This is a genomic window from Aeromonas popoffii (assembly GCF_000820025.1).
In the GTDB taxonomy this organism is placed as follows: Bacteria; Pseudomonadota; Gammaproteobacteria; order Enterobacterales; family Aeromonadaceae; genus Aeromonas; species Aeromonas popoffii.
The window spans coordinates 16156-31575 of sequence record NZ_CDBI01000081.1 but is presented as its reverse complement, the minus strand read 5'-3'; the positions used below and the strand labels follow the sequence as shown (position 1 = coordinate 31575).

Genomic DNA, 15420 nt, shown 5'->3' with positions numbered 1-15420 from the left:
GCAGGTTGGGGGCCACCTGGCTTAAATACTCCAGTACCCGGGCGCGGGCCCAGTAAAGATCGGTGCTGTCGTCAAACAGCACATAGACGAAGGAGTCACCGAAGAAGGAGTAGCCGCGCACCGTGGTCGCCCCCGGCACCGCCAGCATGGCGGTGGTGAGCGGATAGGTGACCTGATCCTCCACCACCTGGGGGGCCTGTCCCGGGTAGGCGGTCTTGATGATCACCTGCACGTCGGAGAGATCCGGCAGGGCATCCACCGGGGTCTGCTTGACCGACCAGAGCCCCCAGGCGGTGAGCATGACGGTCAACAGCAGCACCAGAAAGCGGTTGCCCACCGACCAGCGAATGATGGAAGGGATCATGGCTTGGCTCCCATACCATGCTGGCCAGGGTCCATGCCTTCCATCTCATCCTTTGCCTGCACCGGAGCGTGGCCGCTGGCCGGGGCCTTCTCCTGATGGATGGTGGTGATGAGGTACTCATCCCCCTCCTGCATCACCTGCAGATGGAGGCTTTGCCCTTGGGCGAGCCGAGCAATGTCCACTCCATCCGCCACGGTGAACTCCATCTCCATGGCGGGCCACTGCCACTCGGGAATGGGCTCGTGGGCCACCATCAGGGTGCGGTTGGCCAGGTCGATGCTCTGTACAGTCCCTTGCGTCCACACCTGCGCCGGGCGCACCGCCGTCATGCGCTGGAAGTCCGAGTCGATGGCCGATTCCGAATCGAGCAGGAACTGGGCCGAGCGGACTATGCTGTCGCCCGTTTCCACCCCCGCCTTGATGGCCACCTTGTCGCCAAACTGGGGGCCGAGGGTGACGGCCACCGACTTGAAGTTGCCATCCCCCAGCGCCAGCACCAGCCTGTCCTGACTGCCGGTGCGGATCACCGCTTCGCTCGGCACCACCAACTGTGGTGCGCCGTTGCCAGTGCGGATGGCCACCTTGGCGAACATATTGGGTTTCAAGAACTCATCCGGGTTGTCAAAGCGCAGCCGCACCTTGAGGGTGCGGGTGGCAGCATCCAGGGTCGGATAGAGGTAATCCACCCGGCCCTCCCAGCGGCGGCCGGGGGCGTAATCCAGGGTCATGGTGACCGGATCCCCCACCTTCAGCTGGGCCGCCTGCCGTTCGAACACCTCGGCACTGACCCACACCTGCTGCAGGCTGCTGATGTTGAACAGCGCCGCGGCGGGCTCCACATACTGCCCCTCGCGCACGTTGAGCCCCGAGACATAGCCGCTGCTGGGGGCATAGATGGCAATGGTGTCGCGCACCTGACGGCTGCGCTTGAGGGCGGCAATCTGATCCGCTGGTACCTGCAGGGACCTGAGCTTGCCCTCGGCGGCGCGCAGCAGCAGCGGGTTGCTGGTATTGAGCGCCATCAGGTACTCATGCTGGGCGTTGACCAGCTCCGGGGCGTAGATCTCGTAGAGTAGGGTTCCTTTGGCAACATTCTGCCCTTCGCTCTTGATGGCGAGGGTGCGGATCCAGCCTGCCATGCGGGTGTTGATCGCCTCCAGCCTGTCTTCGTCATAGCCGACGTAACCCACCGTCTCGATCTGCTGGTGGATGGGCAGCCTCTCCACCTTGGCCAGCCGCACCCCCAGGTTCTGCTGGATCTGGGGGCTGATAGTGACGGTGCCTGGTGAGCCGTTTTTCTGCTCCTCATAGACGGGGATAAAGTCCATCCCCATGTTGTCCTTGGCGGGGGCATCACGCTTGTCGCGGGGATCCATGGGGTTGACCCAATAGATCGGCGTCTGCTTTTTGGCGGTGGCACCGTCGGTTGTCTGTTTGGCTACCCAGTAGCCGCCACCGGCCCCGAGGGCGAGCAGCAGGGCAGAGAGAAGCAGTTTTTGGCTCATCGCACACCGCCTGTCTGCGGGAGGCGGATGGCACTTGATTCGGCGCAGTGCTGGGCACTGTGTCCGGGAATACGGGCAGATGACATCATATGTCTTCTCTTCTGTCAGGCCGCCGGGCTGCCGTGGTGACATGTGCCTCATGCTGTTATCACGGCAGCGCACACGGGCAGGGGCGGTAAACGGGGCGTTGCTGACGAGTCAGCGGACGCACGGCTCCCTGTTGTGACTGGCAGGGCCAGTCGTGAAAGGGTCAGGCAAGGGGGGCGCAGGCGGCAAGATGAGCCTTGCCGCGAGCACGCGAGAGAAGCGCTTTCTAATGGTGCAGCACCGACAGCATCAGATGTCGGCGTGGCCAGGAGGGAGGGTGAGTACCGCGAGATCGCAGAAAGGGATCCCGCAGCCAGTGATCGAACAGATGGCTGGCGCCCCCCAGATGGGGCAGCAGCAACAGGGGGAGAGCGAGCAGGGTCAGTAGCACGGCCAGCAGTGGCAGGCCGGTCCCTGTTGGCGAGGTGAGGCCGCCGTGCATCTGGCACTCCCCCTGGCTCATGGCATTGCCCTGCTCTCCATCATCGGATGCCATTGTGTGGCAGGCGAGCCCCTGCATCGCGGTCGCGTTCATGGTTGCGTTGTCGCTGCCGGTCGCCATGGCGGAGGAGATGACATCGATCCCGTGCCAGCTGATGCAGAGGGTGAGATTGCAAACAAGCATGAGCGCCAGCAACAGCCGGGCAATGCGCTCAGTGGGCAATCTCGATGACAGCATGGACATGTCCTGATAATGAATGGGGTCACTGTAAACCTTACCTTCATAGTAAGGTCAAGGTGAGAGCAAGCCAGTCGGTGCGGTTGTGATCCCGCCTGCGGTGTGCCTGAGGAGGGGGGCGCAGATGGAGGTGCAAAGAGGGGCGACAGATGAGCCGTGTATGCCTAGAAAAGCCCCCGCATCGGCGGGGGCTGGTTAGTTTCACTGTTTCTTCTGGGGCGCAGGGTCGCGGGGGCGCTTCGATCGCTCCATGATGAGGCGGAAGAAGAGCGGGATAAAGAAGATGGCGATGAAGGTTGCCGCCATCATACCGCCGATCACCGGCCAGCCGAGGGCGTGGCGGCTGGCTGCACCTGCGCCACTCGAGGTGACGAGAGGAATACAGCCGAGGATAAAGGCGAGGGAGGTCATGATAATCGGGCGAAAACGCAGGCGCGCCGCCTCCAGTGCCGACTCGGCAATGCTCATGCCTTCCTCATGCTTCATCACCGCGAACTCGACGATCAGGATGGCGTTCTTGGCCGCCAGCCCCACCAGCGTCACCAGCCCGATCTGGAAGTAGACGTTGTTGGTCAGCCCGACTGCCCAGGTGGCGAACAAGGCGCCGAACAGGGCGAACGGCACGGCCGTGATCACCGCAAACGGCAGGCTCCAGCGTTCATACTGGGCGGCCAGAATGAGGAAGATCATCACGATGCCGAAGCCAAACGCCATGCCGGCACTGCCTGCAGACGCTTTCTCCTGATAGGCGGAGCCGGTCCACTCCAGTCTGGCATCGTTGCCGAGGGTGTTGTTGGCCACCTCTTCCAGTGCCGCGATAGCCTGACCCGAGCTGTAACCTGGGGCGGGCTGCGCCATGATCTTGGCTGCCGGGAACACATTGAAACGTTCAACAAACGCGGGGCCACTGGCATCACGTACTGTCACCAGGCTGCTGAGCGGGATCATCTCCCCCTTGTCAGAGCGAACATGGATGTTGCTAATATCCCCCTTTGTGGCGCGATAATCCGCTTCTGACTGAAGCTGGACCCGATAGGTACGACCGAACTGGTTGAAGTCGTTGACATAGACCTGACCGAAGGTGGCCTGCATGGTGTCGAACACCGCATTGATGGGCAGCCCCAATGCCTTGGCTTTTTCCCGATCAAGATCCAGATAGACCTGAGGGACATTGGCGCGATAGGTCGAGGTGACACTGGCAAATTCAGGCCGTTCTCTGGCTGCGGTCAGGAAATGTTCAACCTCTGTCGAGAAGGTCTTGGCATCGCTGCCGCTGCGGTTTTGCAGATACCCTTCCAGTCCCCCTGTGGTGGACATCCCCTGGATGGGCGGTGGATTGAATGAAGCCACAAAGCCATCCGCCAGCCCCATCAAGCTCATGCCTTGAAAGGTGTTCGCCAGGGAGAAGGAGTCCTGCCCTGCGCCTTTACGCTCGCTCCAGTCCTTGAGGGTGATGAAGCTCAGGCCGCTGTTGCTGATCACCGCACTGGAGAGAATATCGAAACCGGAGAAGGTAACGACATCCTTCACATTCGGGTTGGCCATGGCGATTTGGTCGAAGGTGTCAGCCAGTGCCTGGGTACGGGTCAGGGAGGCGGCGTCCGGCAGCATGATGGCAGAGATGAGGTAGCCTTGATCCTCATCCGGTACCAGTTCTCCCGGTACCTTCATCAACAGCAGATAACTGGCGATCAGCATGGTCACTATGATGCTGAAGGCCAGCGCCACCCGGCGATTCAGGAAGGCCACGCCACGCACATATCCTCTGGTGAGCTGGTCAAATCGGTGATTGAACCAGACGAAGAAACGAGCGGGTTCCCGATGTCCATCCTTGAGCAATACGGCACACAAGGCCGGTGACAAGGTCAGGGCAACGATGCTGGATATGACCACAGAGATGGCGATAGTGATGGCAAATTGTTTGTACATCACCCCTGTCATGCCGCCCATAAAGGCCACGGGGACGAACACGGCGCACAAGACCAGCGTGGTGGCGACAATGGGGCTGAATACCTCCTGCATGGCGAGGATGGCGGCTTGCGGCGCCGAGAGTTTTCGCTCTCGCATGCTGCGTTCCACGTTCTCCAGCACGACGATGGCGTCATCCACCACTATGCCTATGGTTAGCACCATACCAAACAGGGTCAGCAGGTTGATGGAGAAACCCAGCAACAACATGCCGGCAAAGGTACCGATCAAGGATACCGGCACCGCGATACAGGGGATCAGGGTGGCGCGGAAGTTTTGCAGGAACAGATAGACCACCACAAACACCAGCACCATGGCTTCAAACAGGGTGCGTACCACCTCCTTAATGGAGAGTGTTACGAACTCGGTGGTGTCATAGGGGATCTGATATTCGATATCCTGCGGAAAACGGGTTTGCAGTTGCGCCATGGTGGCGTGCACGGCATCCGCCACGGCAACCGAGTTGGCCCCCGGTTGCAGATAGGTGGCGATACCGATGGCGGGCTTGCCGTTGGCGCGAGCGACAATGTCGTAATCCTTGCCACCGAGCTCGACGCGGGCAATATCCTTGACCCTTATTTTTGCGCCATTTGGCATCGATCGGATGATGATGTTCTCGAACTCTTTCACATCCTCAAGGCGCCCTTTGGTCTGCACCGTATAGGTGAAGTCGGTGGGGGTCGTGGTGGGCTGGGCACCGATTTTGCCTGCCGAGAACTCGCTGTTCTGCTCACGAATGGCACCAATCACATCGCTCGGGGTGAGTTGCAACTGGGCAAGACGATCCGGGCGCAGCCAAATACGCATGGCATAGTCAGTGCCACCAAAGAGCATGGTATCGCCAACGCCAGGTACCCGCTTGAGCTCGTCGATGATGTTGAGCAGGGCATAGTTAGACAGGTAGGTCGTATCAAATGACTGGTTGGGTGACACCAGCGTGATGACCTGCAAGATGGCGGTCGATTTTTTCTTGACCGTTACCCCCTGCTTTTTCACCTCTTCCGGCAGCTGGGCCATGGCGGCCGAGACCCGGTTGTTGACGTTGATGGTGGCCTGATCCGGATCTGTGCCGATCTCGAAAAAGACGTTGAGGTTCATCTGGCCATTGGAGGCTGAGCCAGATTGCATATAGACCATCTGCTCAACCCCGTTGATCTGCTGCTCGAGGGGGGCGGCAACGGTTTGAGAGATAGCTTCAGGGGTTGCTCCCGGGTAAAAGGCGGTGACCGATACCACGGGTGGTGTGATTTGCGGATACTGCTCTACCGGCAGTGCGCGCATGGCGGCCAATCCTGCCAGTACGATAATGATTGATATCACACAGGAAAAGATGGGGCGCTCTATGAAGAACTTGGAAAACATAGGCGCTCCTTACCTGGCCGCTGGCTTGTTAGCCATCTTGTCGCTGATAGCCTTCATCTCTTGGGCTGAGACAGGTTTGACTATGCTGCCGGGTTTGGCTTTCATCAGTCCCTCTACGATGTAACGTTCACCCGCATTAAGGCCGCTGTCGATCAGCACTCCTTCTGCAATGGCCGGACCGAGTCTGACCTGGCGTGGCACTACCTTGTTATCGCCATCCACCACCATCACCATGCGGTCTGCCTGAGATTGCACAATCGCTCTGGCTGGTACCACGATGGCGTTTTTACGAATACCCAAGTCGATGGTGATTCTGGCAAATTGACCTGGCAGCAGTGCGCCCTGTTTATTGTCGAAAATGGCGCGGGCACGGATAGTGCCGGTCTGGGGATCGATCCGATTATCAGAGAAGTTGAGCTTGCCCGTCTCGGGATAGATGGAGCCGTCAGAGAGACGGATATGGGTACGCCAGTTTGTGGTGTCGTTGGCCTCAATCAACCCGTTACGCACCGAGTTTTCAAAATTGAGGTGATCCTGCTCAGAGTACGAAAAGTTGACGTAGAGCGGATTGTACTGGGTGATGGTTGTCAGCAAGCTGCTGTCACCGCTGGTGGAGATAAGGCTACCTTCGGACTGGGCGCTTTTGCTCGCCATGCCATCAATGGGCGCAGTGACCTGGGTGTAGCTGAGGTTGAGCGCAGCCTCCTTCACCTTGGCCTGAGCGGCCTGATGACTGGCGATGGCGGCTTCATAGTTGGCGATGGTATCGTCATAGTCTTTGCGGCTCACCACCTGGCGTTTGAACAGCGGGATGATGCGATCGCGGTCGGCACGGGCCTTGTTGAGACGAGCCTGCTCCTGGGCGAGTATGCCTCTGGACTGCTCCAGTGCCACCTTGTAGGGCTCGGGGTCGATGAGAAACAGCTCCTGGCCGGCGGTGACCGGCTGGCCTTCCACATAGGTACGCTTGAGCAGTATGCCGTTCACCCGGGAGCGTACCTCGATCTCGCGAAAACCGGCGGTTTCACCCACCATCTCGGTGGTCAGGGGCACATCGGTCGGCTTGACCTCGGCCACCACCACCGGCAGGGGAGGCAGCGCTTGGGCACCGGCGGTCCGCTCGTCACCGCAGGCGGTCAACAGGCTGACCAGTGCCAGAGCAAGACCACAACGCTTGAACATCTCTTCCCTGACGTTTTGCACTTTCATCATCACACTCCTGTTGGATGGACAGCGATCGCCGTGCACACCTTTCTTCTGAACTGACATCATCAACAGCATGGTTACAAATTTAACTCATTGGATTAATGACAATTTTTAATGATAGATCGCGAATATTGAACCCAAGCTGCTCGGGGATGCAAGTTATTAGTGCTCATGGCGGCAGAAAGGCGAGCCAGCGACAATTGGTGTCCCGGCGGTGGATACATTGACTATAAGCGTTGCGCGCGGCGGGGGGCGCTTTTTGGGTATGAGCGGGTAGCCTGTCGGGCATTATAAACAGGAAAAGGGCGGGGAAGCGGGGACGTCAAACGTCCCCACTGTCTGCATTTATCAGGCAAAGCAGGCCCAGATGGGGGCGTGGTCCGAGGGTTTTTCGATACCGCGCAGCTCGTAGTCGATGCCGGTCTCGGTGACCGTGTCCTTGAGGGCGTCGGAGGCCATGATGAGGTCGATGCGCAGGCCGCGATTCTCGTCAAAGCCCTTGGATCGGTAGTCAAACCAGGAGAAACGCTCGCACTCTGTGGGGTTGGCGGCGCGGAAGGTGTCGGTCAGACCGAACCCTTTCAGCCGTTCCATCCATTCGCGCTCTATGGGCAGGAAGGAGCACTTGCCATCGCGCAGCCAGCGCTTGCGGTTCGCCTCGCCAATGCCGATGTCGAGATCAGTGGGGGAGATGTTCACATCCCCGATCAGCACCAGCGGGTCGTCCGGGGTGTGGTGGGTCTCCAGATAGTGCTGCAAGTCCTCGTAGAACTTCTGCTTGGCCGGAAACTTGGTCTCGTGATCCTGGCTTTCACCCTGCGGGAAGTAGCCGTTCATTACCTTGATGAGGGAGCCATCTTCGCGCTCGAAGGTGGCCATGATCATGCGGCGCTGGGCATCCTCCGGATCCGTGGGGAAGCCTTTTTGCACCTCGACGGGTTTCTGCTTGCTCATGATGGCCACCCCGTAGTGGGCCTTCTGGCCGTGGAACGCCACGTGATAACCCATGGCCTCCACATCCGCCAGCGGGAAGGCCTCGTCGTGCACTTTGATCTCCTGCAGGCCGATCACATCTGGCTGGTGTTTGTCGATGATGGCTTGCAGCTGATGAAGGCGGGCGCGCAGGCCATTGATATTGAAAGAGATGATCTTCATGTCAGGGATGCTCATGTCATTTTTATAAGTCGCTATTGGACTAGGAATCGGCGGTGGATGCAAGTTCCGGGGGCGGTGCCCGGCGCAGCTCCCGAGCCGGGTATCTGGCTATCGGCAACCTGATCACGGCCTCGCAGTAAGATAGTGGACAGTTTTTTAGCGGGTCATTTTCTTGACGAATACCACCACGAACAGCGCCAGCGTGAAGCTGCCGGTGAAGGCCTCAAAGGCGGCGAAGATCCGCGACAGTCCTATGGGGGTGAAGTCCCCGTAACCCAGGGTGGTGAAGGTCACCACGCTGTAGTAGAGGCATTCGAGCAGGAAGATGGCGTTCTGCTTCAGGGGGGCGCCGGGCTGGTAGATGAGGTGGTTGCCGTTGAAGCTCAGACCGAAGAAGAAGTAGAAGATGCTACAGATGAAGATGAGCAGCAGGGAGAAGAGTACCACTCGCATGGGCGCTTCGCCGTAGCCGCAGAAGAGATCGACAATCCAGGAGGTGAAGCGCTGGGTCGACCAGCGCGGCAGTTGCAGCCGGCGCATGGTCAGCTCCTGCTGGATGTAGCGGCCGGACATGGTGAAGATGCCCTGCGCCTCCGAGGCCTTGCGCAGATCCCGGTAGGTCTCCTCGGCCTCTTTCAGCCAGATGCGGGCCTGTACCGGATCCCGCTCTTTGCGTCCGCGTCGCTCCTGCATCAGCCGTTTGCCGGTGCTGAGGTTGTCGAGTCGGGTGTTGTGCCAGCGAATGCCGAGCAGGTTGACGTCGTCGAGCTCGGCGCAGTGCAGGTTGGCGTCGCTGAGATCCGCTTTCATCAGGCTGCCGCCCTTGATACGGATACCGTAGAGGTGAGCCCCCTGCAGGTTGGCCCGATAAAAGTTGCACTGCTCAAGCAAGAAGCCCTGCGCGGCCCCTTTTTTGACCAGATTGAGGCCGGCCAGGTTAGCGCGGGCCAGTTGCAGGCCGTGGCACAGGCCGCCTTGCTGGATGTAGTGCTCCAGCTCGCGAGCGGTATGGGGATCCTGATGATTGGCGTGGGGATCGTGCCAGCGGCACAGTTCGTGCTCCCCAGCCTCCTCACTGCAGTGGCGGCCGTCCGCCACCAGATATCGACACATGGCCATCGTCTGTTTCTTCCCCTCGCCGAGTCTGTATCAGCATAGGCGAGCGGGACAGCCTGTGGGTCAGCTGAGCTGGGTAAACTCCTGACGCAGCTTGCGAAAACGATCCTGCTGCGCCGGGTTCAAAGGGATGCCGTCCAGTACCTCCAGCGTCTCCTTGCACTCGGCGCCAAACTCCGGGCTCTTGCGGTTCTTCTGCATCAGTTGCAGCAGCACCTGGATCTTGTTGAGGGCGGCACCGGTATTGGCGGGCGCCCGGCGCAGCGCCTCGCGAAAGTGGCCGAGGGCCTGCTCCAGCTCGCCGCTCTGGTAGGCTTTGATGCCCAGTTCGTTGAGCTGCTGGTAACGCTGGCGCCGCTCCAGCACCGTCTTGTCGTCGCGGGTGGCCTGGATGCAGGTAGTGAGCAGCCTGTCTTCATCCTCCGCCAGCAGCGCCTGCAGGCTCTCGGCATATTCGAACTCGCCGAGCTGGTAGAGCGCGAGTATGGTTTCGCCCAGCAGGCTGGGGGGCATGGTGTCCGGCTGATCGAGCCAGTTCTGGTTGGCGCGATAGAGCATCTTCTTGCCCTTGAGCAGCTCGCCCAGCGCGATCTGCACCCTGGCCTGGCAGATCTGCTCGAACACCGGGTAGTTGAACTCCGACATCATCAGCGAATCGCGAATGCGCGACAGCGCCGAGTTCACCTGCTTTTGCAAATTGGCTATGTGATAGATGTCATTGCTGTTGAGGGCATACAGGGTCAGCGCCTGGATATAAGCCCCCAGATAGTGAGGGGTGCGATGGATGGAGTTGCGCGACATGTCGATGAGCGACAGCAGCACGTCCTTGGCCTGGGCATAGTCGTGGCGCAGCAGACATACCTCCGCCAGCCGGCGGGAGAGCTGCACCGACTGGGGGGAAATGTCCACCGCGCGTTTGAGCTCCTGCTGGGCCTGCTCGTCATTGCCGAGCGCCAGCTGGGACTCCGCCAGCCAGAGGTGTGCCTCCACCATCAGCGGGGTGTTTCTGAGGGTCGCCTGCAGGTGGCTCACGGCCTCTTCGTTGAGCCCCAGGGTATGGCACGCCTTGCCCAGGGTCAGCCGGGCCCAGCTGTTCTCCTGGCCGGCCAGCAGCTGGCGCATCAGGCTGCGGGCCTCCTTGGCCTGCCCCAGTTTGAGTTGGGTATCGGCCTGCAGGCAGCGGCAAAAGTTGGCAAAGCGTGGCACAGCATAGGCCCGCTCGGCGCAGGCGGCCAGCAGGGTGGACAGATCGTCCTGGGCGAGGGCGCGGAACACGCTCTCCAGTGCCAGGCGACGGGCGAGGGCGCGTTTGAGGCGAAACGAGAACTGCTCCTGAGAGAAGGGCTTCATCAGGTATTCATCGGGTTCGGCCTCCAGCGCGCTCAACACCATGGCGCGGGAGCTGTCGCCGCTCACCATGATCACCACGCTCTGGGGGGGGATGAGCGTCTGATCCCGCAGGCTCTCCAGCAGTTGGCGGCCGTTCTCGCCGCCCCCCAGTTCATAATCGAGCAGGTAGATGTCAAAGGTCTCTTTCTGACAGCGACGCCTGGCCTCCTCGGCCGAGTTAACATAGGTGATGCGATTGATGCCGATGTTGATCAGCATCGCCTTCATCATCACCTGAAAGGATCGCTGTTCGTTGACCAGCAGGATGCGCTTGGGCTTGGGCGGGGCTTTTTTTTCTGGTTCGGATTCCGGTGTCTGCATCGGTCAGGGTCAGGGCGCTACGGGCGGATAACAGAAGTGTGCCACCAAAGCGCGCAGACAGGCAATTGAACATGGAGTGGCCCCGCCGTTTTTCGGCGAAGCCCCGCCATTCATGGCCTCTTCTGCACCAGATAGGGGGCAAATTGCGGACTGTATTCGGCCCGAAAGCCCTGCTCCGTCTTGATGATGAGGTAGACCGCCAACTGGTGTGCCCTGGCAAACGCCATCGCCTGCTCGGGTCCCATCACCATGAGCGCTGTGTCGAGGGCGTCGGCCTCCAGTGCGGTTGGAGTGATCACGCTGGCGGAGACCAGCTTGTGGGTCACAGGCGCGCCCGTGGCGGGATCTATGATGTGGGAGTAGCGCTGGCCATCGAGCTCGTAATAGTTGCGATAGCTGCCTGCGGTGCTGAGCGCCATGCCGTTCGGGCTCACCACATCAGAGAAGGCACCCGGTTGATCGGAAGGCTCGACAATGGCCACCCGCCAGGGGTTGCCCTTGCCGTTGTTGCCCTTGCTGCGCACGGCGCCCGCCACTTCGATCAGGTAGTTGTGTACCCCCTTGCTCTCGAGCAGGGTAGCGATTTCGTCCGAGGCCGCGCCCTCACCCAGGGTGGAGAGATCGAGGTAGAGCGCCGGGATGGTCTTGCCGAGCAGGAAGTGATCCCCCTCTTGCGTCAGGCTCAGTTTGTTTATGCCTACCTTCAGGCGGGCTGCGTCAATTTGTCTGGCATCTGGCCGCTTGATCGGGCGTTTGTCGGGGCCGAATCCCCACAGGTTGACCAGCGGGCCCACGGTGACGTCCAGCTTGCCCTGGGTGAGGTGGCCGGCATCTATGCCTTGTTGCACTATCCTGGCCATGACCGCTGGAATGACAGTGGGCTGCTTGCCCGTGCTCTGATTGAAGCGGGAGATGAGGGAATTCGGGTCGTAGGTGGAGATCTCCCTGTTCATCCGCGCCAGCAGGGTATCGACTTCCTGTTGCAGCGCGGGTTCTCCCCCCGGGAAGGGATCGCTCACCGTCACCACATAATAGGTACCCATTGTCTTGCCCTGAATGCGGGTGTGAGTCGGCGCAGGTTGGCAGGCGGTCAGCACCAGCACCAGGGTCAGCAAGAGGCCGCGCAGGGCCAATACCGGGGGAAACGACATAAGCAATATCTCTATCTTGAACAGGGCCTTGTGCCATGGGCCGCCAGCTTAGCGAAGCGGTTGGTGGCTGGCGAGTGGTCGGTGTGCAAAATAGCGGGAGAAAATTAAACAGGGGTGGGCCGGGAGAGGGGTTGTGCGTATCCGTTCGGGTTAAGTGTCTGTGATGAATAAGGTCAATCTGGTGACCTGACCCGCAGCTTTGCGCTAAAACCATAGCCGATTGACAACATTTGAGTAGAATAAGGTCGATTTTGACAGCATCTTTGCCAGTCGCTGGCGCGAGCCTGCAGGCAATCGTGTTGCCATCTATTGCCAATCAAAGGAGAGGATGATGAAAAAGGCGATTACCCTGCTGTTTCTGAGTACCCTGGCTGCCCCGGCGCTGGCCGATGAGTGCGCGTTGGTCATCGAAGGCAATGATGCCATGCAGTACAACCTCAAAGAGATGAGCGTACCGGCGACCTGCAAAGAGGTGACAGTGACCCTCAACCATACCGGCAAGATGCCGGTGACCGCCATGGGTCACAACTGGGCACTGGCGAACACCGCCGATTATCAGGCTGTCGCGACCGCCGGCATGAGCGCCGGTGCTGACAACAGCTACCTGCCAAAAGATGATCCGCGGGTGCTGGCCCACACCAAGATGATTGGCGGCGGCGAGAGCACCAGCGTTACCTTCAAAACCGATGGCCTGGCCGGTAAAGACCTCACCTTCTTCTGTTCCTTCCCCGGCCACTTCGCCATGATGAAGGGCAGCTTCAAGATCGGTTAAACCGCGTGTCTGGGTGGTCATGAAGAAAAAAGCCGGGTTGCCCGGCTTTTTTTATGATGCACAAACCTTGTATCGAACGCGCGGTGCAGACGAGCCAAGCGATTGAATAAATGGTTCATTTCGTGATCTGGCGAGGAGTGGCCGCGCCTTGATAGGGGTAAAGTAGGTTTCAATCGGGGCCTGCTGGCCCAGACACTGAATGGATGTGAGTGATGAGCGCAGTCAAATGGGTGGTCAGCGGTTGCCTGATGCTGGTGTGCGCCCTGGTGCTGGCGGCAGAGCCCCCGGTCAAGAAGAGCCGCAACGGCATCTGCCACCCCCAGGGTGGCACCTACTACAGCCGCACCAAGCATTATGTTCCCTACGATACCATGCAGGCCTGTCTCGACAGCGGGGGCCGCGCCCCCAAACGTTGAGCACGACACCTGGGTCTGCTCGGGTCTCTTTCTTATCGCGCTTGCAGGGTAAAGAAGGCGATGGCCGTCTTCTTCTGGCACTCCAGCCTGATGCTCTCTTCGCCGCTGACCACCAGGGTCTCGTTGATCGCCACGGCCCGATCCTGCACCGTGAGCTGACCGCTCAGCAGGTGGCAGAGGTAGGTCTTGTCCGCCTCCAGGGTGAGGGTGAGCGGGAAGGGCAGATTCAGCACCCGCACGTTGGCACTGATGCGCGAGGGATCATAGATGAGCCCCAGATCCGTCACCTCTTTTTTCAGCAGCTCGCAGTGGGTCTCGTCATCCCCGCTGAAGTGGGCCGCCTCGAAGGTGGCATAGGGATGGCCGTTGAGCACGAAGCCGGCGCCGCTGATGGGCAGCAGGATGCGCTGATAGCCGGGAAATTTGGAGAAGGGACCGGCGCCCTTGATGGGGGCCGAGCTCAACCGGTAGTCAAAGTCGAGCTTGTCCAGGGTCGCGCTGCTGGGGGCGATGAGGATCTGGGCTGTGGTGCCCTGCTTGTTCTTCCAGGGCATTTTCAGCTGGTCAGACTCTTTAATCAGGGTGATCACGATGGCGCCTCGGCAGTGGGGTGAGATAAGTGGGCAATGAGGCCAAGTGATACCATCCCCCAGGCCAGCTCACAAGGCGGCGGCTATTCGCTTTCGTCCGGTTGGCCATTATTTAGCCGCATTGGCCTGTCTGCCCACCGCCTTGCTCAATATGCAGCCACTCGACGGGGCCGGTTCGGGCGAAACCCTCAGGCTGTGATCCCTGTGCTGTAAAACGGGCGGGAGGCCGTTACACTGGCAACTCTCTTGCTGTCTGGAGGCCCCATGGCCCACAAAATCATTCTGGATACGGATCCCGGTATCGACGACGCCATGGCAATACTGTTTGCCGAGGCGCACCCCGCCATCGATCTACTCGCCATCACCACTGTGTTTGGCAATGCCACCATAGACAACGGCACCCGCAATGCGCTCTGGCTCAAGCAGAAATACGGCATGAAGGCAGACGTGGTCCGGGGGGCCGTGGCCCCGCTGCGCCGCGAGCCGGTGGGGCCGACCACGGTCGTGCATGGCCCGGGCGGGCTGGGGGACGTGGAGGCCGGGGAGGTGACCATCACGGCGGATCCCAGACCTGCCTGGCAATATATCGTGGAGGCGGTGACGGCCGCGCCTGGCGAGATCACCCTGGTCACCATAGGGCCGCTCACCAATCTGGCGCTGGCACTGCAGGAGGCGCCTGAGATCACCACTCTGGTAAAGCAGGTGGTGGTGATGGGGGGGGCCTTTGGCGTCAACGGCCATCGTGGCAACGTGACCCCCTATGCCGAGGCCAATATTCACGATGATCCCGATGCTGCCGACCGGGTGTTTACCGCCGACTGGCCTGTGGTGATCATCGGGCTGGACGTGACCCAGCAGAGCTTTTTCAGCAGCGCCTATCTGGATGCGCTGCGCGATGACGCAGGCGAGCCGGGTCGTTTCCTGTGGGAGGTGAGCCGCTTCTACCTGCGCTTCTATTCGGAGCGCATCGGTCTGGATGGCTGCCACGTGCACGATCCTTCCGCCATCGCCTACGTGATAGATCCTACCCTCTTTACCCTGCGGGAAGGGCCGGTGCGGGTCATCAACGAGGGGCCCGCCATCGGTCATACCCTGCAAAAATTCGATGGCAGGTCCCACCCCCACGACGGCTGGGCCGACTATCGTGCCCAGCAGGTCGGGGTAGCGGTGCGGGATGAGGCGCTGCTGGCGCTCTATCGCGAGACGCTGGTGGCTTGGGGCAAAGATTGCTGAGCAGCGCTTGGATGGTGCTCACATAACGTGGCGGCTGTGATCCCCGCCAAATAAACGGGGTCAATGGCGGCTTATACTGGCAACCATGGCGCGGTCTGGAGGGCAC

The 15420-nt window shown here is 60.3% G+C and carries 13 protein-coding genes; 3 read left to right on the top strand and 10 right to left on the bottom strand.

Features of this window, described 5'->3' with window-relative positions:
* The 9 genes from BN1129_RS18180 to BN1129_RS18140 form a co-directional block, all read right to left on the bottom strand.
* Window positions 1-364, bottom strand: a 364-nt coding sequence (locus BN1129_RS18180) for an efflux RND transporter permease subunit (RefSeq protein ID WP_042038475.1), incomplete at its 3' end; no start/stop codon positions are given.
* Complete coding sequence (locus BN1129_RS18175) at window positions 361-1869, bottom strand: efflux RND transporter periplasmic adaptor subunit (RefSeq protein ID WP_042038473.1); 1509 nt, start codon at window positions 1867-1869, stop codon at window positions 361-363. The genes BN1129_RS18180 and BN1129_RS18175, both read right to left, overlap by 4 nt.
* A 313-nt stretch (window positions 1870-2182) precedes the next feature.
* Window positions 2183-2635, bottom strand: a complete 453-nt coding sequence (locus BN1129_RS18170; protein WP_042038471.1) for a hypothetical protein — start codon at window positions 2633-2635, stop codon at window positions 2183-2185.
* 201 nt (window positions 2636-2836) lie between these two features.
* Window positions 2837-5965, bottom strand: coding sequence for an efflux RND transporter permease subunit (locus BN1129_RS18165; RefSeq protein WP_042038470.1), 3129 nt, complete (start codon window positions 5963-5965; stop codon window positions 2837-2839).
* A gap of 9 nt (window positions 5966-5974) precedes the next feature.
* On the bottom strand, window positions 5975-7174 hold the full coding sequence (locus tag BN1129_RS18160; protein ID WP_042038469.1) for an efflux RND transporter periplasmic adaptor subunit: 1200 nt from the start codon (window positions 7172-7174) through the stop codon (window positions 5975-5977).
* A gap of 345 nt (window positions 7175-7519) precedes the next feature.
* Window positions 7520-8326: an exodeoxyribonuclease III gene (gene xthA, locus BN1129_RS18155; RefSeq protein WP_042038468.1), complete on the bottom strand. Its 807-nt coding sequence runs from the start codon at window positions 8324-8326 to the stop codon at window positions 7520-7522.
* A 156-nt stretch (window positions 8327-8482) separates the two neighbouring features.
* Window positions 8483-9445: an ion channel gene (locus BN1129_RS18150; RefSeq protein ID WP_042038466.1), complete on the bottom strand. Its 963-nt coding sequence runs from the start codon at window positions 9443-9445 to the stop codon at window positions 8483-8485.
* A 60-nt stretch (window positions 9446-9505) separates the two neighbouring features.
* Entirely contained in the window at window positions 9506-11152 is a 1647-nt protein-coding gene (locus BN1129_RS18145) for a tetratricopeptide repeat-containing response regulator (RefSeq protein WP_042038464.1), read from the bottom strand.
* A 110-nt stretch (window positions 11153-11262) separates the two neighbouring features.
* Entirely contained in the window at window positions 11263-12303 is a 1041-nt protein-coding gene (locus BN1129_RS18140) for an FAD:protein FMN transferase (protein WP_042038462.1), read from the bottom strand.
* A 331-nt stretch (window positions 12304-12634) separates the two neighbouring features.
* Between BN1129_RS18140 and azu the strand changes: the two genes are divergently transcribed.
* Together azu and BN1129_RS18130 are read left to right on the top strand one after the other, a co-directional pair.
* The gene (azu, locus tag BN1129_RS18135; RefSeq protein WP_042038461.1) at window positions 12635-13075 is read left to right on the top strand and encodes an azurin; all 441 of its coding nucleotides are present in this window, start codon (window positions 12635-12637) and stop codon (window positions 13073-13075) included.
* 212 nt (window positions 13076-13287) lie between these two features.
* On the top strand, window positions 13288-13491 hold the full coding sequence (locus BN1129_RS18130; RefSeq protein ID WP_042038460.1) for a hypothetical protein: 204 nt from the start codon (window positions 13288-13290) through the stop codon (window positions 13489-13491).
* 32 nt (window positions 13492-13523) lie between these two features.
* Here the strand turns inward: BN1129_RS18130 and BN1129_RS18125 are convergent, their stop codons facing one another.
* On the bottom strand, window positions 13524-14081 hold the full coding sequence (locus BN1129_RS18125) for a HutD family protein (RefSeq protein WP_042038459.1): 558 nt from the start codon (window positions 14079-14081) through the stop codon (window positions 13524-13526).
* Between the two features lie 264 nt (window positions 14082-14345).
* Here BN1129_RS18125 and BN1129_RS18120 point away from each other — a divergent pair, with 264 nt between their 5' ends.
* Window positions 14346-15314, top strand: a complete 969-nt coding sequence (locus BN1129_RS18120; RefSeq protein WP_042038458.1) for a nucleoside hydrolase — start codon at window positions 14346-14348, stop codon at window positions 15312-15314.
* The last annotated feature ends 106 nt before the right edge of the window (window positions 15315-15420 follow it).

What these genes read in the sequence shown, in the direction of transcription:
- xthA (WP_042038468.1), bottom strand. Translation starts at nt 8,326, where the DNA reads ATGAAGATCATCTCTTTCAATATCAATGGCCTGCGCGCCCGCCTTCAT.
- BN1129_RS18145 (WP_042038464.1), bottom strand. Translation starts at nt 11,152, where the DNA reads ATGCAGACACCGGAATCCGAACCAGAAAAAAAAGCCCCGCCCAAGCCC.
- BN1129_RS18175 (WP_042038473.1), bottom strand. Translation starts at nt 1,869, where the DNA reads ATGAGCCAAAAACTGCTTCTCTCTGCCCTGCTGCTCGCCCTCGGGGCC.
- BN1129_RS18130 (WP_042038460.1), top strand. Translation starts at nt 13,288, where the DNA reads ATGAGCGCAGTCAAATGGGTGGTCAGCGGTTGCCTGATGCTGGTGTGC.
- BN1129_RS18160 (WP_042038469.1), bottom strand. Translation starts at nt 7,174, where the DNA reads ATGAAAGTGCAAAACGTCAGGGAAGAGATGTTCAAGCGTTGTGGTCTT.
- BN1129_RS18140 (WP_042038462.1), bottom strand. Translation starts at nt 12,303, where the DNA reads ATGTCGTTTCCCCCGGTATTGGCCCTGCGCGGCCTCTTGCTGACCCTG.
- azu (WP_042038461.1), top strand. Translation starts at nt 12,635, where the DNA reads ATGAAAAAGGCGATTACCCTGCTGTTTCTGAGTACCCTGGCTGCCCCG.
- BN1129_RS18120 (WP_042038458.1), top strand. Translation starts at nt 14,346, where the DNA reads ATGGCCCACAAAATCATTCTGGATACGGATCCCGGTATCGACGACGCC.
- BN1129_RS18165 (WP_042038470.1), bottom strand. Translation starts at nt 5,965, where the DNA reads ATGTTTTCCAAGTTCTTCATAGAGCGCCCCATCTTTTCCTGTGTGATA.
- BN1129_RS18150 (WP_042038466.1), bottom strand. Translation starts at nt 9,445, where the DNA reads ATGGCCATGTGTCGATATCTGGTGGCGGACGGCCGCCACTGCAGTGAG.
- BN1129_RS18170 (WP_042038471.1), bottom strand. Translation starts at nt 2,635, where the DNA reads ATGCTGTCATCGAGATTGCCCACTGAGCGCATTGCCCGGCTGTTGCTG.